The sequence below is a fragment of the Streptomyces canus genome, from assembly GCF_030815415.1.
In the GTDB taxonomy this organism is placed as follows: Bacteria; Actinomycetota; Actinomycetes; order Streptomycetales; family Streptomycetaceae; genus Streptomyces; species Streptomyces canus_F.
This window is the reverse complement of sequence record NZ_JAUSWW010000001.1, coordinates 6,855,333-6,881,882: the sequence shown is the minus strand read 5'-3', so window position 1 is coordinate 6,881,882 and position 26,550 is coordinate 6,855,333. Positions and strand designations below refer to the sequence as shown.

29 protein-coding genes are annotated in these 26,550 nt (G+C 67.0%); 2 read left to right on the top strand and 27 right to left on the bottom strand.

The genetic code is table 11. The features are described 5' to 3' along the window. Nucleotides 1–8 precede the first annotated feature (8 nt). The 13 genes from QF037_RS31805 to QF037_RS31745 all read right to left on the bottom strand — a co-directional run bounded on the left by QF037_RS31805 (nucleotide 9) and on the right by QF037_RS31745 (nucleotide 13,520). Nucleotides 9–905 carry a phage distal tail protein gene (locus QF037_RS31805; RefSeq protein WP_307031118.1) on the bottom strand — a complete coding sequence of 299 codons (897 nt, stop codon included), beginning with the start codon at nucleotides 903–905 and terminating at the stop codon, nucleotides 9–11. Continuing rightward, nucleotides 905–5,509, bottom strand: a complete 4,605-nt coding sequence (locus QF037_RS31800; protein WP_307031116.1) for a phage tail tape measure protein — start codon at nucleotides 5,507–5,509, stop codon at nucleotides 905–907. Before QF037_RS31800 ends, QF037_RS31805 begins: the two co-directional genes overlap by 1 nt. Nucleotides 5,510–5,732: 223 nt before the next feature. Continuing rightward, nucleotides 5,733–5,948 (bottom strand): hypothetical protein, encoded by a 216-nt coding sequence (locus tag QF037_RS31795; RefSeq protein WP_307031114.1) that lies wholly within the window; start codon nucleotides 5,946–5,948, stop codon nucleotides 5,733–5,735. A gap of 116 nt (nucleotides 5,949–6,064) precedes the next feature. Further along, entirely contained in the window at nucleotides 6,065–6,646 is a 582-nt protein-coding gene (locus tag QF037_RS31790; protein WP_307031112.1) for a hypothetical protein, read from the bottom strand. Between the two features lie 16 nt (nucleotides 6,647–6,662). Continuing rightward, a complete protein-coding gene (locus QF037_RS31785) occupies nucleotides 6,663–7,148 on the bottom strand; it encodes a phage tail tube protein (protein WP_307031110.1) in 486 nt (161 codons plus the stop codon). Nucleotides 7,149–7,279: 131 nt separating this feature from the next. Next, nucleotides 7,280–7,714 (bottom strand): hypothetical protein, encoded by a 435-nt coding sequence (locus QF037_RS31780; protein ID WP_307031108.1) that lies wholly within the window; start codon nucleotides 7,712–7,714, stop codon nucleotides 7,280–7,282. A gap of 58 nt (nucleotides 7,715–7,772) precedes the next feature. After that, complete coding sequence (locus QF037_RS31775; protein ID WP_307031106.1) at nucleotides 7,773–8,210, bottom strand: HK97 gp10 family phage protein; 438 nt, start codon at nucleotides 8,208–8,210, stop codon at nucleotides 7,773–7,775. 4 nt (nucleotides 8,211–8,214) lie between these two features. After that, a complete protein-coding gene (locus QF037_RS31770; protein WP_307031104.1) occupies nucleotides 8,215–8,646 on the bottom strand; it encodes a hypothetical protein in 432 nt (143 codons plus the stop codon). A 47-nt stretch (nucleotides 8,647–8,693) separates the two neighbouring features. Beyond that, nucleotides 8,694–9,116 carry a DUF6093 family protein gene (locus QF037_RS31765; protein ID WP_307031102.1) on the bottom strand — a complete coding sequence of 141 codons (423 nt, stop codon included), beginning with the start codon at nucleotides 9,114–9,116 and terminating at the stop codon, nucleotides 8,694–8,696. Then, nucleotides 9,113–9,556 (bottom strand): DUF6093 family protein, encoded by a 444-nt coding sequence (locus QF037_RS31760; RefSeq protein WP_307031100.1) that lies wholly within the window; start codon nucleotides 9,554–9,556, stop codon nucleotides 9,113–9,115. Before QF037_RS31760 ends, QF037_RS31765 begins: the two co-directional genes overlap by 4 nt. Before the next feature lie 163 nt (nucleotides 9,557–9,719). Beyond that, the gene (locus QF037_RS31755; protein WP_307031098.1) at nucleotides 9,720–10,829 is read right to left on the bottom strand and encodes a glycosyltransferase family 4 protein; all 1,110 of its coding nucleotides are present in this window, start codon (nucleotides 10,827–10,829) and stop codon (nucleotides 9,720–9,722) included. Further along, nucleotides 10,826–12,211, bottom strand: coding sequence for a hypothetical protein (locus tag QF037_RS31750; protein ID WP_307031095.1), 1,386 nt, complete (start codon nucleotides 12,209–12,211; stop codon nucleotides 10,826–10,828). The genes QF037_RS31755 and QF037_RS31750 overlap by 4 nt, the downstream gene beginning before the upstream one ends. A 52-nt stretch (nucleotides 12,212–12,263) precedes the next feature. Next, nucleotides 12,264–13,520, bottom strand: coding sequence for a nucleotide sugar dehydrogenase (locus QF037_RS31745; protein WP_307031093.1), 1,257 nt, complete (start codon nucleotides 13,518–13,520; stop codon nucleotides 12,264–12,266). Between the two features lie 66 nt (nucleotides 13,521–13,586). On the opposite strand from QF037_RS31745, the gene QF037_RS31740 reads away from it, so the two are divergent. Next, nucleotides 13,587–14,360: a glycosyltransferase family 2 protein gene (locus QF037_RS31740; RefSeq protein ID WP_307031091.1), complete on the top strand. Its 774-nt coding sequence runs from the start codon at nucleotides 13,587–13,589 to the stop codon at nucleotides 14,358–14,360. Nucleotides 14,361–14,500: 140 nt separating this feature from the next. Here QF037_RS31740 and QF037_RS31735 read toward each other — a convergent pair whose 3' ends face one another. From QF037_RS31735 to QF037_RS31700, 8 genes are all read right to left on the bottom strand, one after another. Then, nucleotides 14,501–15,394: a TauD/TfdA family dioxygenase gene (locus tag QF037_RS31735; RefSeq protein WP_307031089.1), complete on the bottom strand. Its 894-nt coding sequence runs from the start codon at nucleotides 15,392–15,394 to the stop codon at nucleotides 14,501–14,503. Between the two features lie 79 nt (nucleotides 15,395–15,473). Further along, nucleotides 15,474–16,385, bottom strand: coding sequence for an endonuclease/exonuclease/phosphatase family protein (locus tag QF037_RS31730; protein WP_307031087.1), 912 nt, complete (start codon nucleotides 16,383–16,385; stop codon nucleotides 15,474–15,476). 47 nt (nucleotides 16,386–16,432) lie between these two features. Beyond that, nucleotides 16,433–17,362 (bottom strand): endonuclease/exonuclease/phosphatase family protein, encoded by a 930-nt coding sequence (locus tag QF037_RS31725; protein ID WP_307031085.1) that lies wholly within the window; start codon nucleotides 17,360–17,362, stop codon nucleotides 16,433–16,435. A 64-nt stretch (nucleotides 17,363–17,426) separates the two neighbouring features. Next, complete coding sequence (locus tag QF037_RS31720; protein ID WP_307031083.1) at nucleotides 17,427–18,074, bottom strand: hypothetical protein; 648 nt, start codon at nucleotides 18,072–18,074, stop codon at nucleotides 17,427–17,429. Further along, nucleotides 18,071–18,271 (bottom strand): DUF5999 family protein, encoded by a 201-nt coding sequence (locus tag QF037_RS31715; RefSeq protein WP_307031081.1) that lies wholly within the window; start codon nucleotides 18,269–18,271, stop codon nucleotides 18,071–18,073. Before QF037_RS31715 ends, QF037_RS31720 begins: the two co-directional genes overlap by 4 nt. 52 nt (nucleotides 18,272–18,323) lie before the next feature. Then, nucleotides 18,324–18,782 (bottom strand): DUF6302 family protein, encoded by a 459-nt coding sequence (locus QF037_RS31710; protein WP_307031079.1) that lies wholly within the window; start codon nucleotides 18,780–18,782, stop codon nucleotides 18,324–18,326. Continuing rightward, entirely contained in the window at nucleotides 18,779–19,174 is a 396-nt protein-coding gene (locus QF037_RS31705) for a DUF6415 family natural product biosynthesis protein (protein WP_307031077.1), read from the bottom strand. The genes QF037_RS31710 and QF037_RS31705 overlap by 4 nt, the downstream gene beginning before the upstream one ends. Continuing rightward, the gene (locus tag QF037_RS31700; protein WP_307031075.1) at nucleotides 19,171–19,689 is read right to left on the bottom strand and encodes a hypothetical protein; all 519 of its coding nucleotides are present in this window, start codon (nucleotides 19,687–19,689) and stop codon (nucleotides 19,171–19,173) included. Before QF037_RS31700 ends, QF037_RS31705 begins: the two co-directional genes overlap by 4 nt. Before the next feature lie 395 nt (nucleotides 19,690–20,084). Here QF037_RS31700 and QF037_RS31695 point away from each other — a divergent pair, with 395 nt between their 5' ends. Next, nucleotides 20,085–21,416 (top strand): hypothetical protein, encoded by a 1,332-nt coding sequence (locus QF037_RS31695; protein ID WP_307031073.1) that lies wholly within the window; start codon nucleotides 20,085–20,087, stop codon nucleotides 21,414–21,416. A gap of 12 nt (nucleotides 21,417–21,428) precedes the next feature. On the opposite strand, the gene QF037_RS31690 is transcribed toward QF037_RS31695, so the two are convergent. The 6 genes from QF037_RS31690 to QF037_RS31665 all read right to left on the bottom strand — a co-directional run bounded on the left by QF037_RS31690 (nucleotide 21,429) and on the right by QF037_RS31665 (nucleotide 26,481). Next, complete coding sequence (locus tag QF037_RS31690) at nucleotides 21,429–22,460, bottom strand: NAD-dependent epimerase/dehydratase family protein (protein ID WP_307031071.1); 1,032 nt, start codon at nucleotides 22,458–22,460, stop codon at nucleotides 21,429–21,431. 108 nt (nucleotides 22,461–22,568) lie between these two features. Further along, entirely contained in the window at nucleotides 22,569–23,384 is an 816-nt protein-coding gene (locus QF037_RS31685; protein WP_307031069.1) for a hypothetical protein, read from the bottom strand. A gap of 6 nt (nucleotides 23,385–23,390) precedes the next feature. After that, nucleotides 23,391–23,717 carry a hypothetical protein gene (locus QF037_RS31680; protein WP_307031066.1) on the bottom strand — a complete coding sequence of 109 codons (327 nt, stop codon included), beginning with the start codon at nucleotides 23,715–23,717 and terminating at the stop codon, nucleotides 23,391–23,393. Nucleotides 23,718–24,135: 418 nt separating this feature from the next. Then, the gene (locus tag QF037_RS31675; RefSeq protein WP_307031064.1) at nucleotides 24,136–25,179 is read right to left on the bottom strand and encodes a major capsid protein; all 1,044 of its coding nucleotides are present in this window, start codon (nucleotides 25,177–25,179) and stop codon (nucleotides 24,136–24,138) included. A 12-nt stretch (nucleotides 25,180–25,191) separates the two neighbouring features. Further along, nucleotides 25,192–25,605 carry a head decoration protein gene (locus QF037_RS31670; protein ID WP_307031063.1) on the bottom strand — a complete coding sequence of 138 codons (414 nt, stop codon included), beginning with the start codon at nucleotides 25,603–25,605 and terminating at the stop codon, nucleotides 25,192–25,194. A gap of 189 nt (nucleotides 25,606–25,794) precedes the next feature. Next, entirely contained in the window at nucleotides 25,795–26,481 is a 687-nt protein-coding gene (locus QF037_RS31665; protein ID WP_307031061.1) for a hypothetical protein, read from the bottom strand. Nucleotides 26,482–26,550: the final 69 nt, after the last annotated feature.

Sequence of the window (26,550 nt, the reverse complement as noted above, 5' to 3'; positions counted from 1 at the left end):
CGGGCTCCTTATAGGGCGGTGTAGGCGTCGCGCCACGACACCGTGAGGCGGGTGGAGTTGGTGTAGTCCGCGCCGATCCACCGGACTTCGCTGGTGCCGGGGGGAAGCTGGAACAGGTCCAGGCGGGAGGCGGCCGACAGCGCCGAGGAGGCGTTGCCGCCGTTGCGCAGGACCCACCGGGTGCCGGGGCGCGTGTCGATCCGGAGGGTGTCGTTCTCACCGAGGGTCAGCGCGAGGTCGAGGACCTGGCCGGTCTCGGTGATCCAGATGCGGGGGTTCACGACCGGGCCCTTGATGGTCAAAGCGGGCCAGGCGGGCAGGTCGCCATTGTTGGTGACCCAGCCCTTGCGGTCTGTGGGGTCGGCGACCCCGGTGGTGACCGGCGCGGTCACGGGGGCCTTGAAGCCGATGCCGCCGGTGTAGGCGAGCGGCAGGGTGACCTGCTGCTCCGGCTCCCCGTGCCAGCGCGGGTCGGTGGCGGTGAACTCCAGCGTCAGCGGGATCCAGCCGAAGACGGACTGGGCCATGGACACGGCTTCGACCCGTCGCACCCTGCCGTACAGCAGCTTGACGTCCTCGCGGCCGGGCCAGAGCACGCGAAGGGTCTGCAGCGCGCCCGCGGTCTTCCGTGCGGCGGGGTCGGAGGCGGCCTGGTGGAGTGCGGAAAGAATGTCGGCGGCGGCCTGCGGATCGCCCGGCGTACGTATGCCGGCCTCGATCGTCACGGTGCGGGCGCTGTAGTAGTCGACACCGGGGAACGCCCCGTCGTCCGTCGGCAACTCGACGTCCTGGACGCGGACTTCGGGGGTACCGAGCCCGGTGATGTCCCCGATGGGGCAGGGCGTTCCGGGGCCCAGGAGCACGCCTGCGAAGTCGACCTGCCACTCGCGTGTGATCGTCGCCATCACAGACGTCCTCCTCGCTGGGCGTTGCGCAGGCGCCGCATGATCTCCGTGCCGACACGGTCGGCTGCTTTCGCGTCCGCGCCACCGGTGACGGTGATCGGCATGGAGCCGACCAGCGCGGCAGGCTGCTCGCGTACGACGACGACTTGCACGGCGCTCGCCGGCCGGGCGTCCACGAGGGGCATCGGGCCGGTGACTCCGCTGGGGGTGAGGGTGTAGCCGAAGCGGTGGGCGACGTCCTTGAGGACCGCGGTCGCCGAGGTCCTCTTGGCGGTACCGAGGGGCAGGAACGCTTCGCCGCCGGTGGCGGGCTCGGCGAACCGCACGATCCCGTTCGAGGTGGCGTAGATGCCCGGGGTGAGGATGCCGCCATTGAGATAGGCCAGCCCCTTGGACGCCTTGTCCAGGTCGCTGAGGAACCGGCCAGCCTTGGAGCCTCGGGCGTCCTTGATACGGGTGCGGCCGAGGGTGGCTACCTCGATGATGCGGTCCTCGTCCAGCTCGGTCTTTTCGGCGACGGCGTGGATGCCGACCTTGCTGGAGGTGATGGCGGAGATGATCGCGACGAGGTCGGGGAGGTCCTCGTCGGGAACCGCCTTGGAGGCGGCCTTCGCCTGGCTGTTGGCCTTCTTTGCCTTGCTCGGTGACTTGACGGCCTCGGCGGCCAGGTCCTCGGCGTCTTCGTCGCCCTGCTCGGCGAGCATCGTCGCGAGGTCGCCGTACCCCATGGCGGCGAGCTTGGACAGGTTCTTCTCGAAGGCGGCCTGGTCCTTGACGGCCTGCTGGAGTTGGGTCGTGTAGTCGGAGAGGGTGGCCCGTACGACGAGTCCCAGCTTTTCCAGGTCCTTCGTCATCTCCTGGATGTACTTGGAGCTGCCGGTGGCCATCTTGTGGGTGAGTTCGACGCCGTCCTCTCCCATGGCCTCCAGGGCATCGGCCACGTCCTGCCCGGCACGGCGGGCGACGGTGGCGAGGTCCTTGCGCCACTTCTGGGCCTTCTTCACCGCCTTGTCGAGGTTCTTCTCGAACAGCTTCAGGTCGAAGACCTCGGTCTCCTTGCCGTTCTTCTTCACCGTGCGCATGGAGTCTGAGCGGATCGAGGAGACCGACACGAGTTCCGAGGTCGTGGACGGGCTGTACGACCAGCCGCTCAGCCCGCCGTCGGCGTACCACTCGACACCCTTGCCGCCGAGGCGCCGTACGACTTGCTCGGTGATCGCGCGGGACCGGGTCCGCTTGTTGTGGGCGAGCGGGATGTACGCCTCGGCGCCCGCGGCTTCCTCCGCCCACACTCGCCACGTTCCCTGCCGGGCGATCTGCGCTACGTGGTTCTCGCGGAGGCCGCCGTTGGCGTAGAACTCCAGGATGGAACCGTTGGCCTGTTGGCTCGGTGCCTGGATGGAGTCGGGAACTCCGTTGGCATCACGGTCCCAGGATGTCGCCTGCCGCTTGATCAAGAGCGGGACTACGACAGGCGGTGGTTGGTTCGCGGTCACGTTGACGGTGATCGACTTGGAGCCTGGGATGTTCTGGACCGACAGACCGATGGCGTCGAGCTGTTCCTTGACCGCGGCCATGTCACCGGACAGCAAGGCGGAAGTCAGCGCCGCGGCGGCCTCGGTGCCCTTGGTGTCTGCGACTTGCCGGATCAGGTCCAAGGCTCCGGACCATTCGGCGTCCGCGTCCTTCCCTGCCTTGGAGAACGCGCCCACGACCTTCGACAGGTCGGGCGCGTCAATCGGCACGTCCGCTCCCCAAATGCTCTTCAGTGCATCCATAGCTCGCTCGGTGTCGCCTGAGAGAAGGGCGTCTTGGAAAGCTCCAGCGGCGTCCTCTCCCTTCGTTTTGGCTACCTCTGCGAGCAACTCCATGCCACGGTCGAACTCGCCGCGCGCGTCACCGACGGACTTCTTGACGGCCTTGCGCAGGTCCATCAGGGCCATCTCCTCGGTGACCCTCTGGAAGGCAGCCGGATCGTTGCGCTCCGATGCCTTGGCCCAGGCGCGGCCGATCTCCGAGCCGTACTTCTCGGTGATCTCGGCGGTCTTCTGGAGCCCCAGCCGGTACGCCTCCGTGGACCGCTCCGCGTCCTCGGTCACGATGTCGCGCAATTCGTCGGCGACCTTCGTCTTGCCCTTCTTCAGCTGCCCGACGAGTTCGTTGAGCATCGGTGCGGCGTCGACGCCGAGTTCCGCGAAATGGTCAGCGAGGTCGTCGTAGCCGAATACCGCAAGCCCGGACAGATTTCCCTGGAAGTCGCGCTGCGCCTGAAGCTGTTGCTGCAGCTCCTTCACGTAGTCGGACAGCTTGGCCTTGGCGGTGTCGGCGTCCTTTCCCGCTTTGCGCATCGCTTCAGCTGCGGCGGTCTGTGCGTCCTTGAAGGCGCGGGATGGATCGACGGCGTCACCAACGGCCTCAGCGAGTGCTTTCATCTCGTCGGTGATCTCGGGAGCACCGGTGCGGTCGATGTCCGCGAGGGAGAACAGGTCGAAGATGCCGCCGCTGGACTTCGCCTGCTGTTTGATCTTCGCCTCGACGATCGCCTTCTGCTGCGCGATCTCCGATTCCTTCTTGACCGCCTCGGACCACATCTTGTGGCGCTCTTCGAGGGTCTTCTTCGCATCGGAGTACTGGGTGATGCTCTCGTAGTCGCCGGATACCTCACCGGCTCTGGCCTTACTGGCGTACTCGTAGGAGTCCTGCTGAAGGCGGTTCTGGAGGGTGGCGAGTTTCGCTCCGCCGGCGGTGATCGCGTCTATGGCCTCGGTGGTGCCGATACCGACCTTCTCAAGGTCTTTCAGCGCGCCGTCGGCGGTGAGCTGGTCATAGAGCTTGTTGATGCTGGCACCGGTCGTCGCCTGGTCACGTTCCTGCTGCAAGGCCTGGACCAGCTCGTTGGTGGCGTCCTTCGCCTTCTGCTTGGAGGCGGTGTAGGCGGCGTACCCGGCGATCCCGAGGGTGAGGACAGCCGCCAGGCCGGTGACCGCGAGGCTGCTGCCGGCGAGCACTGCGGGCATCACAGCGCCTCCGGCCTGGGCGGCGGCCTGGGCGGTGCGGAACGCGGCGATCTGTACGGTGACCTTCGTGTAGGCAGCACGGAGCAGGAGCAGTGCCGCAACGGATGCGGCGACCATCGCGAGGACGGACTTCATGGGCCCGGGAAGGTCCTCAATGGTGCCGACCACGGTGTGGACGGCGGACCCGAGGGTCTTCAGTACCGGCAGCAGGGCTCGGCCAACGTCGATAGCGAGAGCACGGGCCTGATTGGAGGCCAACTGCCACTGGCCGGTAACGGTGTCGGTCTGGAGGGCATACGCCCTCTGTGTGGCTTCGGCCCGCGCTACTTCGGTGGCGATGCCCGAGTAGGTGTTGGCGTAGTTCTGTCCGCCGGCGGAGGCCAAGGCAAGGGCGGCTCGCGTGGCGCGGATGTCCTTCCACATGTTTGCGATGCCCTCGGCGGTATTGCCCGCCGCCCCGTTGAGCTTGTTCACGACCACGTACAGGCCGTCTTGTTCGACGGCGGAAGCAGCAGACTCGTAGCCCAGGTCCTTGACGGCCTGCTTCAGGTCCTGCGTCGGCTTCATGACGCGGGTGAGAAGCATGTTCAGGGCGGTCACGGCTTCGGCTGCGGGAATGCCGGTGAGGGTGATCGCGGCGAGCGCCGCGCTCATGTCGTCGAACTCGACGCCGGCCGCCGCAGCCATCGGTACAACGTCGCCGAGCTGCTGTGCAAGTTCCTCGAAGGAGATGACGCCGTAGTTGACGGTCTGGAACATCACGTCCATGACGTCGGTGGCGTCGGATGCGGACAATCCGTACGCGTTGAGCACTCCAAGCAACGCCCGCGCCGAGGTCTCCGATGTGGTCAGACCTGCTGCCGCGCCTTGGGCAGAGACTTCGAGGATCTCCATGGCGTCCGCGCCGTCGAAGCCGGACGAGACGATCTGGTACAGGCCGTCGGCTAGCTGATCGGCGGTCTGCGGTAGTCGGGTCGACAGCTCAACGGTCTGATCGGTGAAGGCTCCAACGTTCTCGGACGTGATCTGCTGGGAGATCGTCAGCACGTTGGCCATCGCCCGCTCCAGCGAGATCGCCTGAGCTACGCCAACACCAAGTGCGGCACCGATGATCAGGCCGTTCTTGGCGGTCCGCGCTGCCTGCGCGTTCCGTGCGGCTGCCAACTGGGCCTCGGCACGTGCGACTTGCTGCGCCTGTCGCTGTGCGTTGCGCGCGGCAGTGGTCTGTGCCTCATCCCGCATCCGCACTGCGGAAACGGCACGGGCGTCGGCCGAAGCCGCGAGACCACTGGCGCGCGTCGCCGTCGCCTGGGCCGCGGCCGCACGCCGTTGGGCTTCAGCGTGCTCCTGGGCGGCGCGGGCGGCGACCGTCTGAGCCGCAGCGGCGGTACGCGCGGCGGCTGCGGCCCCGGCGCCCGCCGTGGCCTGAGCGCGGGCGTTCATCGTCCGCGCCAGGGCCTGTGCACGTGCGGCTCGCTCTCCCGTCGCCGCCACCGCAGCCTGCTCCGCAGCCGAACGACGAGCCGCTGTCGCCGCCACCGCCTGTGCGCGGCCAGCGCGTTCCTGGAGCACTGTGGTCCGCTGCACAGCCTGAGCCACCTGCGCCTGGGAGCGAACCATCTGTGCCGACGCGGCCACTTGAGCGCGGGCCAGATTGTCACCGGCCACGCGAACCTGGTTCAGCCGGGCAGCCGTTCCATCCAACTGCCCGTCAAAAGCACGGAGCTGGGTGGCGCCCTGCCGCAGACCGGTGGACAGCCCACCGGTTGACGCGAGCAAGTTGACGTACAGCGTGTAGGCACCAGCCACGTCAGGATGCCTCTCTGGGCTTCAGCCCGATCTTGAGCCCCCGCGCATCTGGTCCATCAGGAATGTGCTCGCGCTCCATCTCGATGACCTCGCAGCCCACACAGCGGTGGGGCTCGGCCACGTACGCGAAGCGGTCGCCGCCCTGGCTTTCGTCCCACTCCGCCGCCCGGGTCCCGCAGGTCTCGCAGACGCTGCGCTGGTATGCGAGGTAGGCCATCGCCTTCGCCCGGTCCAAAGCCGTCCACCGACCGTCCCCCGCACCTGTGAAGTGCGAGTGCGGGAGTCTGTAGGTGTGGCACAGCTCCATCTCGGTCCTGAACTGGGCGTCGGCGATCAGCCTTTTCCCAGGTCGGCCCTCATGGTCTGGTTGACCAGCAGCGCGGCCGTGAACAGGGCCTTGGCGTCCGCGTCGCTCCAGCTGTCGAGGAGTTCCTGCGCCTCCGCCTCGCTCATGCCGTCCACCGATGAGGCCGAGACGAGAGCGGCGGGAAAGGTCTCGACGTTGTACTCGTGGCCGAGGTCCGCCTGCTCCTCCGTGGGGGCGTGCTCGCGAAGGAGCTGCTCCCAGGCGGGTCGTGGCAGAGCCCGGAAAGTGAGCGTGAGGGTCCCTGCGGCCAGGGCTCGGCGTGCCTCGTCCAGTGCGGCCTGCGCGGCCAGCACATCCGGCTGATTCAGCGCCCAGCTCTCGCGGTCGTCGGCGGGTACCTCCATCTCAGAGGCGCGTCCAATGGCACTGGTGCGGGCCTTGGCCATGTTGAGCGCCGCATCGGTCACACGCTGCTTCAGGTCCTGGTCGTCGAGGAAGGACACAGCGCGCTCGGGCAGTCGACGGGCCCGCAGACGGGCCATCTTGGCTGCCCAGTGCGGATCACGGGCGACGGCATCGGCCGGCGGTTCAACGAAGGTCGTAGTCATGCAGCACCACCGCCGATCAGGCTGCGGCCGGGACGGCTACGTCCTGGACGGGCTTGGCGGTCACGTTGAAGCTGACCTTGAACTTCGCCGGCTCGGAGGCGGTCGTGTACGTGCTCGACCGGGAGCCGACGCGCACCGGGAAGATGTCCATGGACTTCGACGCCGGGATGTCGCCTTTGCGGAGGATGACCACGTAGCCCTCGACACCCTTGGCGAGGAGCGTCTCCAGGGCGTTGTCGACCTTGTCCTCGTAGAAGGTGAGGCTGCTGTTGTCGGCCTTGTCCTCGCCGGGGATGTTGCCGGTGAACTCGGTGGCCAAGTCCGGCGTATCGATGGGGGTGTTCTCGACGGCGAAGCCTTCGATGTCGCTGATGGCCGGGGACAGATCTGTCCCATTGGTGCCGCCGAGCTCCGGACGGGTCGGGATCAGTTCCTTCGAGACGATGTCCTTCAGGAAGAAGAACTTCGTGGTGCCGCGACGGGTGAACCGTTGCTGTGACACTGATTCTCGCTCTCCGGGAACCGGTGTTCCGGAGCGCGCACACGCCGGGCCGGTCCCCATGAAGGGGGAATCGGCCCGTGCCGGGTGGCCGGGCGTCCGCGAGATGCCTCCGCGGTGAGGTAGCTGGAACGTCAGGACCCGAGAGTGGTCACAGTGAGGACGTACCGCTGCACATAACTGTATACGCCACCGCTGACAGACATCCCTTCCTCCTTGTCCAGCTCGCGGTCGATCACGATGTAGCCGGTGATGGTGATGGTGTTGACGTAGGTCCCGCTCAAGCGCGCGAGGAGTGCGGTGCGGACCTTGTCTGCCATCCACTCGACCTGTTCGGCTGTTGAGGCGACCGCGGTGACCTGGACGAGCACGCGCGCGTCAGCATCGCCGTCACCGTAGGGCGGACCGCTCGTAGTCACGCCCAGCGGATAGAGGACGCTGTAGGGGATCGTTGCGCCGGTGGGCGTGCTTGATGCCGTGGGGGCGGTCCCGTATCCGCAGCTTCGGGCGGTTGCTGTGGCCAGTGTCTTCTGGATCGCGAGGGACACCTCTCTGCCGGAGACGGGCACTGCTCCTCCTCTTCTTATGCGAGGGTGGTGATTTGTCGCCCGGTGGTGTGGCGGTCACTCACGAGCCGTCGTCGATCGTGTCGCCGAGCGCGCCGATGAACAGCGGCCGGATCTCCTCAACAGCTGGCCCGACGTGCGGGTAGGGCGGCTGGTTGTAGATGCGCCCCAGGCTGTCGGCGCCGACGAAGCCGTACTCAAGGCGTCGGGCTTGGGGCTTGTTCGTGCCGACGACCGCCGTGACGGAGAACCCGTCCGTGGACACCTCGTGCGTCCAGGAGCGCCGGTAGTCGCCCGTGGGCGCGTTGGGACCAGGTCTGCCGCTGGCCTTGGCCTTGATCCTGGTCTCCAGCAGCATCGCGTAGTGCTGGACGGTGGCGGTGACCTCGGGCAGAGTGCGCGCGGCCCTGGCGTCGAGCTGCGCGGCGATCTGGTATGCGTTGGAGTAGGCACCCACAAGAGGGTGGGCGTTGGGATGCGGATTCAGCGAGGACGCCACTGACTCACCGCCCGTCTTCCGGTTCCGGCTCGCCCCACTGGCCGAGGGCCCATTCCCGCAACAGGGCGAGCATGGCGCGGGTCAACTCGTGCGGACGGCCGTCCATGAGGTCGTGACGGTCGAGCGCAGCCTTCTCCAACTCGGCGGGACTGATCGCGGATAGGAAGGCAGCCGCTGCCGGGCCAGGGTCTGGCGGGTCGCCGATGACGACGTGCGCCAGGCCCTCGAACACACCGGTCGCCGTGGATCTCGGGGAGAGTTCGATGACCATCTGCGGTACGTCGCCCGCGCGGTGGGCCAGCGAATAGGCAGAGAGATCCCGGGAGACATCGTGACCGCCGATCTCCACGACGGCGGTATGCCCCTGCCCGGTGACGCGTACCGGCAGGAGCTCACCCTCCGGAGAGATAGGTTCATTGCTTTGATGTGTTGGCACCTATATGAGATTACGCGTCTTCGCTGACAACCCAGTTCGCCAGCCGTCTACGGAGGGGTGATTTCGTCGAGACGGGTCACCCGAACGATCTCGACCGTCGACGCCTCCGACGGATCGAGGACCTGCCACGCCCGATTCTCTGTCGCCGCGTGCTCACCAGCTGCGGCCACGACCTCCACGCGGTCGTACCGCACGGGAACGGGCGCCGAAATCGGCGTGAGGAGCCGGTACCAGCTGACGGTGTCGTCCAGCCATTCCCGCCCGAGAACATGCTGCGCGGTGACCTGGCCATGGCCGGACAGGACAGCTCCCGGCCCCTCGTAGACCGGCTCCGCTGGCACGGGCCCCAGGAGACCGGTCGAGGGGTCGAGTTGGGGAGTCCCCGTTGGGCGGGTAATCCGTACCGTGTCCACCAGCAGCGTCGACTCCAGCCTCTGGCGCTCCGCCTCGGTGTCGATCGGCGTGCTCATGAGGTGCTGCCCGAAGTGCTGGACTGGGTATTTTGATCCAGGAACGTCGTGCGGACCACGGCCAGAGTGGAGGTCTGCCCGACATCGAGGACTCGCCACGTGCGGCCGATCGCTGCCGGGTCGGCGGCGTTGACGACGCTCACCGTGTCCTCGCGCGAAGCCACCGGGGCGTCCAGCGGCGTGATCAGCTTGTACTTCGACGTGGAGTCGTCGACGTACGCCTGGCCTTCCAGATGCAGGACGATCCCGGGAACGCCGTTCGGGAAGATGCCGCCGTGCCCTTCGTAGATGATGACGGGCGGACCGGGCTCGTACTGGCCTGTGTCCGGGTTGAAGACCGGCTCGCCCGCTCTGCTGATACGTACGATGTCGGTGAGGATCTTGCGTTCGATCAGGGCACTGACGGCCCCGAGGGTCAATCCTTCAGTGGGAGTGCTCATATGTTCGAGCGTAGCCCCGTCAGCTGACAGCCCGGATTCCTCCTGGCTGCAGCCGGTACATATCATCCAAGGCTGCGATATGCCGAACAGCCCCTGCGCTTAACCGAGTTGTCTTACTGGCGTGCCACCTTCGTGCCCCGAGGCCGGTCTCGAAACACCGGGGTTAGGAGGTAACGCGGAGCGTCAGTTCGCGAAGCCGGCGGCCGGTGTTAGTGATGTCGTATCGGCGCGCGCTATTGAGGGCCGCCTTGTTCAGGGCCTTGCGCCGGTGGAAGTCCCGGCCCATCTCGTCCAGGGCCGCAGCCAGCGAGCCCGGGTCGCCAGGAGTATAGGGAACGCCAGCGCCCCCGAGAATTTCCCTCACACCGGGAAGATCGGCGTAGGCGACCGGGAGTCCGTGGGCTTGGGCCTCGATGAGGACGAGCCCGAAAGCCTCCAGACCTCTGGTTGTGAAGACGAAGGCGTCGAAGTTCGGCAGGCGGCGCCACAGTTCGGCGCGGGGCAGGAACGGATCAAAATGGACCCGGTCCCGCAGCCCGAGTTCGATAGCCCGCTGCTCCAGATGCTCCCGTAGGGGTCCTTTGCCGATCACGGTCAAGTGGTGCGGCTGATCGGTCAATGCGAGGGCTTCGACGGCGGTGATCGTGGATTTGTTGTCGTCCAGGCGACCGGCGTGCACCAGAGACAGGGGTCCGATTCCAGTAGGCGGTTGGTCGCGTACCCGGGCATCGCTCAAACGGATGCCCCATGGGATGACGGTGAGTCGATCGGTGAATCGGCGTCCGGTGAGACGGTCGATGCGGTCGGCGAGGGCGGAGGTCGGGGCGACGATCGCGGCGCTGGCGGCAGCAACTTCATTCATGGCCTCACGTTCCGATGTGCTGCGCTCGGCCACCATCACGTCGGGGCCGTGGGCGATGGCGACGATCGGGATGTTGCCGGCGGTTCGGGTGAAGGCCAGGCTGAGAGCGAACCCGAGGTACTGGGCGTGAATGGCGTTCGGCTGGATCTTCTCGATGAGCGCACCGACCTCATGCGTCAACTCGTCAACGTACGGGTCGAAGTCGGGGCCGTGAGGGCGTTTCGTCGTGGAGAGGGCGATCAGCTGATCAAACGCAGCCTCCCAAGCCTGATCGACCGGCGCCCTGCCCAGGAAAGTCGTGTGGATTTCAGGCATCGCGCCGTAGAGATCGTTAACGAGGATCATGCTCCCGGACGAAGGCGCGGCAGTGCGGTTGATGCCAGTCAAGATGTTCAGGAGCTGGGCGGTCATGCGGAAACTCCATTCATGGATGACCGTTGGGGTGGAACCGGAGATCGGGCTCCCAGGGCCTCGAATCGTGAATCATCGGTGGCGTTCCGCATCTCGCACTGACGGGGTGGCGCCCACCACGACGCCAGGTGCGGCGTGAAGACGGCCGTGACCTCATCGGCCGGATGTAAATAGCCCTTACCGTCCAGTTCTGCCGTCCATACTCTGACTGCCGATCGGGGGTAGACGGGATTTATCCCTATCTCTCCCTTGGGGAGGACTCCGTTGAAGGGGGTGGGTATTCCCTCGTTGTTCCAGTAGTCCCAGGCCTCCAGCGCCTTGGCTTTCTCGAAGCAGTGGTACAACTGCCGATAGCGGGCCATGTACCGGATCTCGCGGAAGATCATCTGGCCGATCAGTCCGGGCGCTGCTTTCCGGAGCGTGCTGAGATCGACGCCCTGGAAGGTGACCGATGCCGCGTCCTGGGACGGGTGCAGCGCGGTCCGGGCGAACAGGTGGGACAGTCGTCGCCGGACATACTCGGCGACTCCCGGACCGAGAGCCGGTTCTATGCCTTCGATGAGCTGGACGAGCCGGTGATGGCGCGGATTGAAGCGGGCCAGGTCGAACAACTGGTCCATGCCATCCACGGCGGCGAAGGCGAGTCGTTTGTAGAGCCAGTTGTTCAGCTCTCCCGCCTGGGCGTAGGTCTTGGTCTCCGGAGTAGCGGAGTGGAGCATCAGGTATTCGGACAGAACCTCGAAGTACAGGTAGCCGAGGAACGGCACATGGGCCACGGCGGCCGACAGCTGGTCGATGAACTCGGGTACCGAAGTGGCATGGCCGGCGGCGTTGCGCAGGGCGACGTCGAGGAACACGGCCGCGGCGCGCAGCCCGGCCAGCACGGCGCGGTCGAGCTGGTCGTTCTCGGCCGGGGTGAGAAAGCTCTGGTAACGCAGGTAGGTACGCAGGTGGATGGCACCGAGATGCAGGTAGTCGACGCCCTTGGGCCGGATCGGGGCATCCGGGGTGACCTCGAAGATCATGGGCGTGGTGGAGGGATTCGTCCGCATCAGGTAGGCGCCGAGGTTGTGTGGGCGCAGTCCCTCGCGCTGACTGGCGAGAGGCGAGCAGTACAGGGCCCCGACCAGGCATCCGGTGGAGACGTGCAACTGCTGGCTGGTGCGGATGGCGTTGATGTCCTTGGTGGTGTGCAGCAAGTACATCGGCTTTCCGCTGACGAACGCTTCGGCCATGGCGTTGTGTCGTATCAGCCAGCCGTTGGGGGTTGAGCGTTCCAGGTGGTGGCGCCAGTCGCTCTCGCTTTCAGCCAGCGAGGCAGGAATTTGACGCTGCGCGGGCATGGTGTAGTCCGTGTGGGCGTGTTCCCATTCGTCGCGCAAGAGAACTCCTGGGGATGGAAGATCGGCAGCGGGGCTGGGGGATTTCGAGAAGCTAAAGAGTCTCGACGTTCACTCCGGAAAGGCGGTTTCGGCAGTCGAGAACATAGGCCGCGTTCTTCTCGATCATCGCGAGGTCGAATCGGGTGTGGTCCATGAGAAGCACCACGGCATCGGCCGCCGCGACCTCCTCCGCGCTCGCATCCACCCGGGGCACGTTCAGCTCGGTGTCATCACCCTCCGGGATGTTGGGGTCGGCGCCGCGCACCTCGGCGCCGAGGTCGATCAGCAGTTCGGCGACACGGGCCGAAGGTGAATTGCGAAGGTCGGTGGCGTTGTACTTGTAGGTCAGGCCGAGCAGCAGGATCCGAGATCCGTTGACGGGCATGCCACGCTTGTCGAGTGCTTCCACGAGACGCTGGACGACGTAGTCGGGCATGTGGCGGTTCACGTCGTCGGCGAGCTCCACGAACCGGAAAGGGACGCCGAGCTCCTGCCAGACCTTCCACGAGAGGAACAACGGGTCGACGGGCAGGCAGTGCCCGCCGACTCCCGGCCCCGGGGTGAACCGCGTGAATCCGAAGGGCTTGGTCGAGGCGGCGTCGATCGCCTCCCAGATATTCACGCCGAGGGGAGCCGCCAGCGTCGCCATCTCGTTGGCCAGGGAGATGTTGACGAACCGGAAGACGTTTTCGATCAGCTTGGCCATCTCGGCGACCTTGGTCCCGGACACCGGAACCGTGGTCTGAAAGATGCCGTCGTAGAAACCCTTGATCGCATCGAGTGATTTGGCGTCGATTCCGGACACCAATTTCGGCGTCCCCTCGAACGACCACCTCTTGTTCCCAGGAGCGATGCGTTCGGGACTGAATCCGGCCAGGAAGTCCACCCCGCCTTTGAGGCCCGAGGTCTTCTCCAGGATCGGCAGCAGCAGTTCCTCAGTGGTGCCGGGATAGGTCGTGGACTCCAGGACCACCGTCGCGCCGGGGCGAAGGTGCTCGCCCAGCGTCCGGGCGCAGGACTCGATGTAGGTCAGGTCGGGCACGCCGTCCCGCAGCGGGGTCGGCACGGTGATCACCGCGATGTCGAAGCCGGCCAGCGCGGCAGCGTCGGCGGTCGCGGAGTAGACCCCGGAGTCCAGCACTGCGCGCAGCCGCGAGGAGTCCACGTCCGCCACGTAGGACTGGCCGGCGGTGAGCTGTTGAACGCGGTGCGGGTCCACGTCGTAGCCGACGACATGGTGACCCACCTCGGCGGCGCGTACGGCCAGGGGAAGCCCTACATAGCCCTGACCAGCGACAACTATCTGCATGACAGCTCCTACTCGATTGCGGTGCTTGAATGGACCGTCGTTCCTGATCTGGCAAGGAGAAGAGCCGTGCCCCTGGTGTCTGTCGTGATGCCCGTGTACAACTCGGCGGCGACCCTCGGCGCAGCCGTCCGTTCAGTGCTCACACAGACCCACAGCGACCTGGAGCTGCTGGTCACCGACGACCAGTCCTCCGATGGCTCCATGGACCTGCTCCGCGAATTCACCGAGCAGGACGAGCGCGTCCTGCCGGAGTCGGCACCCGAACGGGGCGGTGCGGGCCGGGCCCGCAACCTCGCGATCGAGCGGGCCCGCGGGGACTACATCGCCTTTCTCGACAGCGACGACATGTGGCTTCCAGAGAAGACCGAGAAGCAGCTCGCCTTCGCTGCGGAGGCCACTGCGCCTTTGACGTTCACCTCGTACTTCAAGATGGACGCCGACTACGACGGCGAGAGCACCGACTGGGTCCCGAACGGGCGGGTGATCCGTGCGCGGGAGCACGTGGACTACCGCGCGATGCTGGTCCAAGACCACATCGGTGCTCTCACCGCCATGTACGACCGCAATGTCCTGGGCACGAGGCTGATGCCGGAGATGCGCAAGCGCCAGGACTACGCCCTCTGGCTGTCGATCATGCGGGACGGCGCTGACGCCCGGGGCCTGGCTGAGCCGCTTGCGGTGTACAGGGCCCACCAGGCGGGATCGCTGTCCTCCAACAAGCTGTCGCTCGTGCAATACAACTGGGCCCTGTACCGCGAGCACGAGCATCTGTCGGCCCCGCGGGCGACGCGGGCGCTGGCCGGCGCTGTGTGGCAGTCGCTGCGCAACTCCCTCATCTAGGTCCGTGCACGGGCCCAGGGAGCCCGGTGCGCGACTGTTTCCGGGGGTGCCCGACCGGGCCCCCGCCTCGTGGCCGTGCCGCGTGCTCGGGGGCTGGACCCAGGGGTGGGACTCGGTAGGTCACCGGTGCCTTCGGCCGGCTACGCGGCCGAGTCGTCGCCGGTCCTCGCGCGCAGGAACAACTGGAGGAGCAGCCGTCGGTCGGCGACCGAGACGGTCTCCTGACCGCTGTGGAGCGCCTCCCGGCCATGCAGGAAGCGACGCTGGTTCACGATGAGGTAGTCCCCGGGCTGGAGCATGAAGGAGACCTGTCCCCGGACGAGCTCCTCGGCGAGCTCCCTGGCGGCGTCGGCGTGCGCCTCGCCGAGCTCGGACCTCTTCAGCATCTTGGCGGTGAACCGGACAAACCCGCCCGGGTCGGAGCCGTCCAGGATCGGGAACGGCTTGTACTCCTCGCCGACGCCGTGCAGGTCGAAGAAGGTCCCGTAGTGGTAGGCCGACTCTGCCAGGAGAGCGCGGTTGTTCTCCGACAGCCGCGCCACCGCCGCGTGGGCGTCGGAGAGAATGCTGGGGCCGCCGCCGAGCGGGTCGGGGCGAACGCACAGGAGCGTGGTGTAGTCCGGGGGCAGGGTCCCGTTCACCAGGTCCATGTGGAACGCGTTGTACCCGATGCCGCTGGACTTGCCGGGGTCCTTGTCGACCTTGACCCCGATGTCCTTCCAGAGGGGCCACCGCGGGAAGGGCGAGAAGGGGACGGCCACCTCGGCCGCAAAGCCCGTCACCAGCCGCAGGAACCGGTCGTCGTCGGTCCCCAGCGCCTTGGCGAGGTTCCCCAGGCGCAGCACGACGTATCCGCCGCCCTCTCCGGTCAGCGCGTGGCGCAGGGCCGCGGCGGTCTCCTCGAACCGCGGGGTGGCCGTCATCCGGTACCGATCCATGGTGGACTGCGCCAGGAACGAACCGTCCAGTTCCCAGGGCGGGAGAGAACGGTCGATCAGAGCGGCTTCGAGTTCGCTCGGGATGTCGATGAACACGCGGAGTCTCCTTCTCTCTTGGGGCTCTCGGGGTGTCGAACCCGGCTCGAATCAGCCAGTTCATCAGCGCGGCCGTCTATCAAGCCGCGGCGTCTGCGCCTTGCTGGTTGAGGACGTCCGAGATGCTGTCGCCGTCGAGCATGACGCGGACGATGTGGTGGTCCGACACGTCTTCGGGCACCTCGACCACGTCCACACCGGTCACCGCGGTCAGCAGGTCGGTGGTGCCGTAGACGCGGTCGACGCGGGAGTCCGGACCGTGCGTCGCACAGGCGTTGACCGTTCGGGACACCGCCCTTCGGTCCCCCTGTCTCGCGGTCGCCCAGTAGCGGGCCAGGTCCTCCAAGCCAGCGGTGCGGAGCGCCTCGTCCGGGCGGGTATCCATCACCCGAGTGCCGTTCGCTCCGACGTACGAGCGATGCAGCCTGTGGGGCCTGTCGTCTATCTCCTCAAGCACCGGCAGCGCCGGGTCGCCCTCGACGCCAGGCACCGGGTAGCTGTTGTTGTCTCCAGCAGCCAGGCACGGCATCCGTACGATCTCGCCCTGCGGCCCGGTCCACTTCTTGTCGGCCCAGGTCGAGACCCATTCCGATTCGGCGACCCGGTTCGTGCCGGACGCGTAGTTGAGGTGGTAAGAGACCAAGGCGAGCGGCATCGCCTCGGTTCCGGCAGGCAGGTAGCGCATGATCAGTGCTGTGGGCGGCAGCACCCACGTGGGGGCGGCCTTGTCCCACTCCCGCACCGGCCTGAATACGCGCGGGTCGGCGAAGACCGCGGTGCACGACTCAGGGCCGAGCCAGCCCCGCAGGCCGAGCACGTGCTCCAGCTCGTAGAGGATCGTGTTGCCATTGGTGTCCGCTCCCCACATCTCCTGGCGGAACACGACGTGTGGGTTGAGCGAGACCAACAGTTCATGTGCCTTCAGGCGCTTCGCTGGGTCGTCTCCGCCGTTGTTCTCGAAGTTCCAGGACAACAGAGTGATCTCGTTCATGGGTTCCTCGCTTCGTCGCGACTCTTGGCGTTGCTGTCCGTCCCGGTTCAGGCGGCGAGTGCCGGATCGGCTGACAGGGCACGACGCAGCGCCGAGAGACTGAAGGTGGCGACCACCGGGGCATGGTCGGACGCCTCGATCACCTCATCGGTGACCACGACCTCCAGCTCCGTCAGGGCGCCAGCGACCTGCGGCGTCGCGTACAGCCGGTCGATTCGCTGCCTCGCCCCCTGGTCCGTACGCCACAACGACGCCGTCGGATCGAGGGCTTCCTCCAGACCAAGTTCGGTCGCGGCGTAGTACGCCAGGTCCACGAAGACTGGCGGTCGCCCCTCGTGTTCGCCCGAGAGGATCTCGTCCGGCAGCGTGTCGGAGACCCGCTTGCCATCCCGCTCGATCGTGCGCGCCTCAAAGTGAGATCGGTCCTTAATCTGACTCCAGTCGGGCAGCGGACGCCCTCTGCTCAGCCGGTGCGAGTACGAGTTCATGTCGCCCCCGACGATCGCCGCCATGCCCGGCCGGCCCAGCGTGGCCACTCGCTTCGCCTCGCTCGCCCGCGTGGCCGGGTCGAAGGAACACAAATGGATCGACGCCAGACTCAGCTTCTTCAGAGCGCCCTTGATTCGAACCACCGGGTTACACGCCGGGTGCCACATTCCGGTGCGGTGCTCGAAGAACTCGGTCGGCTGGCACAGGTCTCGGTCCACATAGACGCCGGTCGGGTTGGCGGATTCGGGGGTCGCGCTGGCAAGGAAAGCGGCGTGGCCGCCGAGCCGGGCGGACTCCGCCCAGACCGCGCGCCCACCGAACATGTCCGCGCGGGTCAGCTCCTGGCGGAGGAGGACGTGCGGCTGGAGGGTGGCAAGAACGTCCATGGCCAAATGCCATCGCGCGTCGTCGCCGCTGTTGCTGATGCCGTTGTGCTCAACGTTCCACGTGACCACGCGGAACGCGTCGTCCTCAGGCGGCCTGATCAAGAGGTTCTCCCACGGGAGTTGGAGTTTTTTGGCATGCCCAGCCCTGCGAACAGGGCCGGGCCGTCTAGGCAGCGGGCGCGAGGTCGTCGAGGTCGATGACCGTGAAGGCCCGTAGGGTGCGTACGAGTTGGGAGGCCAGGAACCAACGCAGGTTGGGGCTGCCGTACGGCAGGGGGATGTCGTCGCCTGCCAGGGTCTGCACACCGTCGCTGCTCCACTGATACGGGGTGCCGATGACGCCATAAAGCGGGGCGCTCTGCACCATCAGGGCAACGTGTCCGTGCCGGACCAGGTTGGGACACAACTTGGCCGCAGCGTGCGCGTGCTTCAGGCAGACCGGAGGCTGTGCAGTTCGTACGGTGACACCCGGCCCGGGAACGGTGCCGCTCTCCAGGAACAGGTATCCGTCGGGGGTCTTGGTCGGTCCGACACAGACCTGGCAAAGGAGGTTCATCATCGTGTGCCGCTGCCGCGCAGGGTGCACGAGCCGCCACCGCGGCGATCCCACCGGCATCCCGTCCCGGCCTATCGACTGGGACGTCCGGGCCCACAGCGTGCCGCGCACGTCCCGGTCGTCTCGGGACTCGTCCCAGTAGGAGAGGCGGGAGCGGCCGTCGGCGCCGAAACTCGCACGCAGCGCCAGGAAGGAATCAGCCTCCTCACCCTCGCGCGCAGTGATGTACGGGACCAGGCGGCTGGCGGTGGCGGTCATGCGGCTGCTCCCGTCGGCACGGCGGGACGGTGGGGAGCGATGATCCGGCCGTCCGGCAGCAACTCGCCGGTGTCCGCGAAGAGCAGCACACCGTTGCAGAGCAGAGTCCAGCCCAGCACGTCGTCCCGCAGGACGGCCATGGCCGCCTCGCGGTCAGACGCCTCAGCTACTGGACATGGGGGATCGTGCCGACACATGGGTGCTCTTCCTCTCGAATCTGCTCGTACGGGATAGGGCCCCTCTCCGACGTCACAGCCCCGCGGGGGAACGGGTGGACGTCGAAGAGGGAGTCGTAGGTCTGCGCGCGGTGGAGCGGAGGAACCTTGAGATCGCGGTGTCGCTGTAGCCGTAGAAGCGACCGCGAGCCGCGTCGTCCTCGGCCGGCGGTGCATCGCCCCACTCGACCAGGAGGCTGACGTCACGATCTGGCGAACAACGAAGCCGCAGCTGAATGAAGCCCGGTCGGCCTTCGAGCAGGTCGCACACTGCGAGGCCGATGAGCATGTTGTGTACGGGGAAGTAGCCACCACGGCGCGGGCCGCCGACGGGCACAGCCAGAAACGGCATCCGGAGGGCGCGGACGGCGACGCTCTGCTCCAGCACGCAGGGGTGCGCGAGCCGGGCGCGGTAGTAGTCGTAGTCGTACGCTTCCACCGCGGGCAGGGCGGTTGCGGTCAGCAGGCTCGGAGTTCCGGTGGCGGTCGTCATGCGGCGTCCCTGAAGTGCCCGGTCTTGGAGAGGAGTTCCACCAGCTCGCTGGTGACCCACCCCAGGCGGCGGAGGTGGCCGAGCGCCTTCCAGTAGTCGCCGGGCAGTTCCTCGGAGCGCAGAGTCCGGGCCCGTGCGATCAGCACGGCGGCTTCCTCATCCTCGTCCGCGAAACCGGCCACGGCGATGGTGACGACCTGCATGAGGGCTCCGCGCAGGCGCTGAGCGAGTTCTTCCAGTTCGTCGTCCAGAGGCGCCTGGCAGTCCAGGACGCTGGCTAAGGCGTCGAAGGTCACGTCCCAGTCGAGCGGTTCCCAGTCCCGGAGCTTGGCTACGACGCGGACCATGGTGTCCGCCGTCGCGTTCGCCCAGCCTGCGCGCGGCATCGTCATGTGGCCTCACCTGTCCCGGAGCAGAGCGGGTAGAGGCGCAGGGCACCGCTCAGGAAGGGGCCAACCACGTCTGCGTTGTGGAGCGCCACGGGCGCTCGTTCGCTACGTCTCCATGGCGGCGTATCCCAGCGTGCCCCGGCTGTCGGCGGCAGGACCATCCGAGCAGCGCCCCCCGCCGCGACTTCGACACCGCCGAGACTTGCTACGTGCTTGCCGCTGCCGGCTTTGACCAAGAAGGTGCCCGTGTCGCCGCTCAGCAGGCAGGGCACCAAGAGCTCCATCCGTTCGAGCCGGATGAGCACCTCCGCGGCCGCGCTGTACGAGATCGACACGGCGTCGAAGGAGGAGCACGACGCGAGCAAGACGGTGTTCGGGTTGGAGGTGAAGGCGTCCTCTACCACCCCCGGTTGGACCGGGTCCGGGCCTACGAAAAGGGCCCACCCCAGCAGATCGGTGTACGTGTGTACCAGCGCAGACCGGTCGCGCGTTCTCGGAGGCCATACGGACGTCGTCATCACCGTGTCCTCCAAAAGTCGCGTAATACCGATCGGACGCTGGCAGCCCTCCGCGGACTGTCGATGAGCGCCTGTTCCTTGGTCGGCGTCATAGCTCCCCTCCAGCGGGGGCACCCGGCCCCCGATCAGGCTGCTTCGGATCGCTGGGAAGCGTCACAGAACGTGCTGGCGCGAATTCAGCCTGGCAAGGATTGCGCCGTTGCCACGGCGCACGCCATAACACTGGGGCGTCGCTGAGGCATCGTCAGAAGATGTCAAGTGCCGCCCAGATACCACTTGGGCGCCATCACCACTGAATGGGTTAGGGGATGCCTCTGAGGGGTGATCATCAGCTAGGCAGGGGACACACCACCCGACGCCATCCGGCGCCGGGGGGAAGGGCGGGAGAGCACCCCATGGCAGAAGCGACGCTCCTTCGGCGGCTCGTGGACGAGCGGCATTGGACATACGACGACTTCAATCGGATCTACAAGGGCGTAGCAGAAGACCTGTACACAGAGACAGGCGATGCTGTCCTGCGGGGTGCCGAAGTCGCTGAGATGACCTATCGGAGATGGACCGCAGGAAAGGTCCAGACACCCGCCCGGCCCGCCCCCCAAGTCTTAGTGCGCATGTTCCCCGACTACACAGTCCGGCAGTTGCTCGCTCCACCTGGCGAGGCGACGGGGCCCGCCACAGAACAACGAACGCTCAGCGAAGGTGAACTCGCAATGACCGCTCGGGATGCCGCCGCACACGCCGGCGCCGCAGCCTCCCAGGCCGTGCCTGACATCAGCATGGATCAGCTCGAAGAAGACGTCGTGACGATCGCGCAGACCTACGGCCGCACACCGCCTTTCGAGGTGTACCGCAGGGCGAAGGAACTGCTCGCCGTCGCACAGGAGATGCTCGATCGCACTCAGATGCCCCGCCAACGCCAGCGCGCATATCTGAACGCGGGCCAGGCTGCGGCGATTCTCGCCTCTGCCTGCTTCGACCTGGGCGCACTCGGCCCGTCTGCGCAGCTCGCTCGTACTGCCGCGTTGTATGGGCAGGTCATCGAGCATGGTCCTCTTCAGGCATTCGCACATGGGGCACTGGCGCTACGCGCCTACTGGGAGGGCCGTCCCAGCGAAGCAGTTCGTCTGGTCCACACCGCACAACGTTTCTCTGGACTCGGCGACACCGCTGTGACGCGACTCGCGGTTATCGAAGGCCGGGCATACGGCCATCTTGGTAACGGTGACGCTGCCGCTCAGGCAATCCGTCGCTCGTTGGAGGCCGACACCGGTCGCCGTGACGAAATGCACGACGACATTGGTGGCGAGTTCGGCTTTCCGCCGGATCGAGTCGCGATGAGCAACGCCACTACCTACCTCCTCCTCCGTAACGCCGAAGGCGCCGAGGAAGCAGCGGATCAGGCTCTGTCTTTGCTCAACGCCCAGCCTCCCGAGCTCCGACCAGTGCTGATCACTTCCCAGGCGGGAGTCGATCTTGCCGGAGCGCGTCTGCTGCGCCGCGAACTGGACGGAGCGGTCGAAGCTCTTGAGCCGGTCTTCCAGCTACCAGCCGAGTGGCGAGGGGCAGGAGTCGTCGAACGGATCAGCGCAGTACGCAGTGAACTCACGCACACGGACTTCCAAGCCTCACCGCAGGCGGCCTCGTTGGGCGAACGGATCGAGCATTTCTGCCGCATCGCTGCGCCCCAACAACTCGGGGCGGCCGCTCGGCTCGCCATTGAGGGGTAGTAGGTCGCAGGCTCAACGGCCGAGTGCAGCAAGGATCTTGGCTTCCTTGGTGGGATCGATACCGTGCTCGGCCCAGCGGGGATGTTCCACCGGCATTCCACCGCTCTGCATCCATCGCCAGGTGTCGGCCACGGTTTCCGCCAGTGGACGGCAGCTCAGGCCAGCAGCGTATGCACCACTGGAGTCAATGCGCCACACGCCAGCGTGGGTGCGCCACAGCGGCAGTTCTGTCCATTGCCGCACCTTGTGCTCGATGAGAAGTTCATCAGGTGCCCACACCAGTCTTCCGGGTGCACCCGTTGTTTCCAGGCACGCAGTAAGGAATCCCCCCATAGTGTCTCGTCCCACCGGTGCGGTGACGTTGAAGGTCCCGCCGGAGCTGGCCTCAGCAAGGTCGAGCGCGAAGGCGGCAACGTCCCGTACGTCGACGGGCTGGATAGTCTTTTCGGGAGCTCCCGGAGCGACGATCTTCCCGCCGCGCGCTGCGCGGGTCAGCCACCAAGGCAGGCGTCCCACATACTCCCCTGGGCCGAGGATCACGCCCGGTCGCATGATCGTCGTGCCGCCCTGTCCGAATACGGCAAGCACGGCTCGCTCCGTGCCAGCTTTCTGACGGCCATAGTGCAGGTCAGGACCGTCCCAGCCCTCAGGCATCTTCCCGTACTCGCTATCAGCATCCGGCGGTCCGTCAAGAACCAGCGAGGACTCCGTCAACGGCTCGTCGGGCCACCCCTGGTAGGCAGAGACCGTCGAGACGTACACGTACTGCCCGACTACATCCTTCAACGCCTTTGCGCCCGCCAGGACATCGCGCGGCGCAAGCGCCGAGGCGGACGTATCCACCACGGCATCCCACGGGCCGTGCTCCGCAAGTCGCTGCAGGTCGCCGAGGTTCATGCGGTCGCCGTGCACAGCTGCGGCACCAGCGACAGCCTCGCCAGAGAGCCCGCGGTTGAAGGTGGTCACTTGCCAATTCCGTTGCAGCGCGCCTTCAACAACCGCCCTGCCCAGAAACCAAGTACCGCCCAGCACGAGAATCCTCATGCCTCGATCCTGCCTGCCCAGACGCCTCTTGCGCCACCTTCCCTCGGCCGAGGCGCAGCGTGCAAGGTGCCGTAGCGGCCAGTCCGGGCCGCGTCCAGCTCAGTCCAGCTACCCGGCGCGGATATCCGGACGAGGACCGAACGCCCGCCGACAGCGCGGATGGGAGATCGGCCACTCGGCAGCATCTTCGACGGTCCGCACTGTGCGGTTGGCCTTGTCGGTGTCCTGATGGGTGGTCCAGCCGCAGTCGAGGCCGTCGAAGACTTCGACCATGGTGACGCCCGCCTGGCGGGTCCGGTTGAGGGTGCCGGCGTTGTAGGCGACGGCCGACTTGGCGAGGGTGGCGGCCTCAGCCCAGGCCCGGACCGGGACGCGAGCACCGTCGCGGTAGACGACGTGGGTTAGCTTGTGCTCGGCAGCGAGTCTGGCCGCCAGGTTCCTCGCGGCCTGCTTCGCCGTCATGTTGCCCGCCGCGAGTAGCGGAACCTCTCTGCGGGCCGCCTCTCGCGCAGCGCGGTAGAACTGGTTCGCCATCCGCTCGGCCTCCTGCGAGCGGCGCAGAAAATCGGCGTACGAGTCGGCCGCAAGCGACTGCAGGGCATCGCGGTGGAACGTGGTCCAGGTGAAGGTCGCCCCCAGTGCCTCGGCGGAAGATTGGGCGCCAGCGGCGTACAGGTGGGGTAGCTGCCGCTGGACGAACTGCCGAGCCTCCTGGTCTACGCGCTGGCGGAAGGCGCGGATCGCCTGCTTGAACTCCTCCAACGTCGCCACGGTGTGCGGCGTCCTCGGGTTGTCGGCGAACTGGGCGAGGATGGCGCGCTGTTTGGCGGCGAGCCGTTGCCAGGCTTCCTCGAGTACCGCCGCGACGCGGCGGGCGATCTCGTCCGGGTCTCCGGGCACCAGCGGTGGCCACTCATACGGCATGCGAGCCTACCGGCCCCGGCGAGCGCGTAGCAGCGGCGCGGTCACGAGATCGGTGCTTCCTTCTCCATCGGCCAATTCGTCGGGCGCAACCAGGTTCACGAGCGCGGTGATCTGGCGTTCGAGTCCTGCGAGGTTGTTGCTCTGGTCGATGGTGACCATGCCGTCCACGGTCATGCGGAGCGGTTCGGCGAGCAGCTTCGCGCGCCGTTCGGCCAAGACCTCGTTCGCGACAGCACGAGCGGAGGCCAGCCGCGCGTAGCGTGCGTCGAGGTCTGAGGTGTCAGTGGTGGGACCGAGCTGAGCCAGCAGCCAGGCGCGAATAGCGATGTCCATCCGATGCTCCTGTCGTACGAGGTGAGGCTCGACACTGTGGCGGTGCCGAGCCTCACTGGTGATGTGCCGCTACCTACGCACCTGCACCAGCAGCCTTCGCGGTGCGTCGCCTCGGAGCCTTGACGGGCTCCGGCTCCGACTCCGACTCCGACTCCGACTCCGACTCCGACTCCGACTCCGACTCCGACTCCGAGGCAGGATCCGCCACGGTCGGCGTCTCTCCCGCATCGCCTTCCGCGCCGAGCGGGTCTGAGGTGGCCTCATCCGGAGAGCGAGCCTCCCCCGGCCAGGCGGCCGGATTCGGGATGAGGAGGGCGAGCCGCTCGGGAACCTCCTCCCCCGCTTCCAGCCGGATCGGGCCCTGCTCGGGGTCTCGCAGAAATACCGTGCGCGCCAACTTCGCCATGACCAGCCCCCGTTAGAAGACCGTCGCGGCGATGTGGATGTCCGGCACGTACAGCACGGGCATCGCAGCAGCGGCGGAGATCGTGGACAGCTGAACTGGGGTACGCGTCTGCACGTGGGTGGTGATCACGATGCCGGGGGCTTCCTCGGCGGTGATGACTCCCTTGCCGCGGAGCTCGATCGCCTCAGCGGTCAGACCGTACTGGGTCTCGCCCCACTGTTCGCGGCGCGGCGGGATCATCGCCCACAGCGACTCCGGGGTCGTGCGCACCAGATTGTCGCTGCTGTCGTACGCCTGCACGTCGTAGGTGGTCACGGGCGGCAGGTTGTACTTGGCGCGTACCCGGTTGACCTCCTCCGGAGCGAGCATCCCGGTCGGGATCTGATCGGTAGACGGCGAGTTGTGGAACGCGGCCCGGTACTCCGCCGTGGACCCGAGCAGCGACAGCGCCTTCTCCGAGCTGATGACCCGCTCGGGGCGCGGCGCTCCGATGCTCTTCAGGTACTGGATCCACGCCAGCTCGTCGGTGATCGGGGTGGCCGCATCCGATTGGGACCAGGGCACCGCGACCGTCGGCCGGTTGGCGGCCGGCACCTTCCAGTCCACATCGAGGGCGACTCCGGGCAGGGACACCACACCGGTGGACAGCATCTGTCCGGCGGCGATCTCCATGGCGGCCTTCGTGGCCTCCACGTGCTGTTCGAGGTCGTCGTAGAGCAGGTCGAGGAACTCGCTGGTGTCGTGGCCGCGATCGACGGCGGCCAGGATGATCTGGAGTTCGGAGAAGGGTAGTTCCTGGCCGACCCAGGGCAGCATGCCTTCGCTGATGACCTGCTCGGCACGCCGCCTGGCGAGCGTCGGCGCGGCTTCCCACGCGCGGAACTTCGCCGCGTTGACGCGCCGCTTGTTGCTCTTGGTACGGAACTTGACGTTGTCGATATTCCGTTCGGCGAACACCTCGCGGGTGAGGAGGTAGTCCTCCGGCGTCGTGATCGCTCGGATAAACGCCTGGATGTCTTCGGGGACGATCGCCTCAAGAATCTTCTCAAGTGCCATGGGGATGCCTCCTTACCGGTAGTGGATGAATGCGGTCGTGTTCGCGGCGGCGGGGGGTGCGAAGGCGACGGGCAGCTTCGACGCGTACACCTCGCCGCGCCACAGCAGCGCCCCCGCGGTCCTCGCAGAGCCGGGGGTGAACGCGGTCTCGGCAACGAGGAATCCGGCGAGGATCTGAGTGCCGTCGCTCGCTGCGGCGATATACGGGGCGTACAGGCCAGACGCGGTGATCTTCCCAAGCGGGATGCCGGACTTGATGATGTGGCGGGGCTGGTTCTGCGTGCCCGCCATGTAGTGGGTGCCTGCCGTCAGCTTGCTGGTGTCGACGGTGATTGTCTGGGCTTCGTGGACGCCGTCCAGTGAAGCGAGCCATGTCCGGTCGTCGGTGACCGTCGTGGCAGTGGTGACGACCTGGTAGTCGCTCACGATGTCTCCCTCGTGGGTGCGGATCAGATTCCTCCCGCACCCGGCGCGAGCGGCAAGGGGCGGTGTCCACGAGACGACGACGGCTGAGCCGTGCCAGGGCGTGGTCCCTGATCAAGCCCGACCGGCTTCCGGTAGGACGTCCACGGTTTTGAGGGGGCGTGGTCCCAGCGCCAGATCTGGTGGACGTGGTCAGCCGCTAATGAACCCTCGTCGCCGGGCCATTTCGAGACCAGCCGCTCCAGGCTTGGGTGGAATGCCTCCACGGGTCGGCGGGCCGCCGGCGGGAGATCCGCCCGGAGCGGGCGGCGCAGCCTCTCGGACCTGGCCGAACAGTTCGGGTCGCCGTTCCTTCAGTTGCTCAGCGGCGGCGATGACGGCTCCCTCGTCCGCATCGGGCTGTTCACCGAGGGCACGGTCGATCAGGAGTGCCGCGTCATCGAGATCGTCCCCGGTAGCGCCGAGTCCTGCCAGTGCGGCTCGCCGGATGGCGGCGCTCTCTCTGGCCAGGGCCTGCGCCTCGCGCGCCTCAGCTATCCTCAGCTTCTCCTCGGCGGCTTGCTCGCGGCGTTCGACCTCCGTCAGCGCGGCCTGGTCGGCATCGCGTTTGGTGGTGACGAACTCGGTCAGCGCCTCAGAGTCGTCGAAGCCAAGGTCGCCGAGCAACTTCTTCACGGCGGCCCGGCCGCCCTGGGTTTTCTCCCGGGCCAGCAGCCGCGACAGGTCTTCCTGCGTGACGCTGCCGTTCTGGGCCCCTCCGCCCTCGCCGTCCTTGTTGGAGTCGTCGTCAGGCGAGGCACCGAGGATCGGATAGACGGGCCGCCCGTCACGGCGGTGCCCGACCGGTTCGAGGGGGTTGGGGAGTGAGGGGCGCGTCATGCGTGAACCATCCACAGGTCTCCAGCGCCCCCGCGCCAGTGATCAGTGTAGCGATCAGCCGGACTGGTC

Coding starts and splice junctions, on each gene's coding strand:
- QF037_RS31805 (WP_307031118.1), bottom strand. CDS start 905: ATGGCGACGATCACACGCGAGTGGCAGGTCGACTTCGCAGGCGTGCTC.
- QF037_RS31795 (WP_307031114.1), bottom strand. CDS start 5,948: ATGGCCTACCTCGCATACCAGCGCAGCGTCTGCGAGACCTGCGGGACC.
- QF037_RS31790 (WP_307031112.1), bottom strand. CDS start 6,646: ATGACTACGACCTTCGTTGAACCGCCGGCCGATGCCGTCGCCCGTGAT.
- QF037_RS31765 (WP_307031102.1), bottom strand. CDS start 9,116: ATGAGCACGCCGATCGACACCGAGGCGGAGCGCCAGAGGCTGGAGTCG.
- QF037_RS31760 (WP_307031100.1), bottom strand. CDS start 9,556: ATGAGCACTCCCACTGAAGGATTGACCCTCGGGGCCGTCAGTGCCCTG.
- QF037_RS31755 (WP_307031098.1), bottom strand. CDS start 10,829: ATGACCGCCCAGCTCCTGAACATCTTGACTGGCATCAACCGCACTGCC.
- QF037_RS31745 (WP_307031093.1), bottom strand. CDS start 13,520: ATGCAGATAGTTGTCGCTGGTCAGGGCTATGTAGGGCTTCCCCTGGCC.
- QF037_RS31730 (WP_307031087.1), bottom strand. CDS start 16,385: ATGAACGAGATCACTCTGTTGTCCTGGAACTTCGAGAACAACGGCGGA.
- QF037_RS31720 (WP_307031083.1), bottom strand. CDS start 18,074: ATGACCGCCACCGCCAGCCGCCTGGTCCCGTACATCACTGCGCGCGAG.
- QF037_RS31715 (WP_307031081.1), bottom strand. CDS start 18,271: ATGTGTCGGCACGATCCCCCATGTCCAGTAGCTGAGGCGTCTGACCGC.
- QF037_RS31710 (WP_307031079.1), bottom strand. CDS start 18,782: ATGACGACCGCCACCGGAACTCCGAGCCTGCTGACCGCAACCGCCCTG.
- QF037_RS31705 (WP_307031077.1), bottom strand. CDS start 19,174: ATGACGATGCCGCGCGCAGGCTGGGCGAACGCGACGGCGGACACCATG.
- QF037_RS31700 (WP_307031075.1), bottom strand. CDS start 19,689: ATGACGACGTCCGTATGGCCTCCGAGAACGCGCGACCGGTCTGCGCTG.
- QF037_RS31695 (WP_307031073.1), top strand. CDS start 20,085: ATGGCAGAAGCGACGCTCCTTCGGCGGCTCGTGGACGAGCGGCATTGG.
- QF037_RS31690 (WP_307031071.1), bottom strand. CDS start 22,460: ATGAGGATTCTCGTGCTGGGCGGTACTTGGTTTCTGGGCAGGGCGGTT.
- QF037_RS31685 (WP_307031069.1), bottom strand. CDS start 23,384: ATGCCGTATGAGTGGCCACCGCTGGTGCCCGGAGACCCGGACGAGATC.
- QF037_RS31680 (WP_307031066.1), bottom strand. CDS start 23,717: ATGGACATCGCTATTCGCGCCTGGCTGCTGGCTCAGCTCGGTCCCACC.
- QF037_RS31675 (WP_307031064.1), bottom strand. CDS start 25,179: ATGGCACTTGAGAAGATTCTTGAGGCGATCGTCCCCGAAGACATCCAG.
- QF037_RS31665 (WP_307031061.1), bottom strand. CDS start 26,481: ATGACGCGCCCCTCACTCCCCAACCCCCTCGAACCGGTCGGGCACCGC.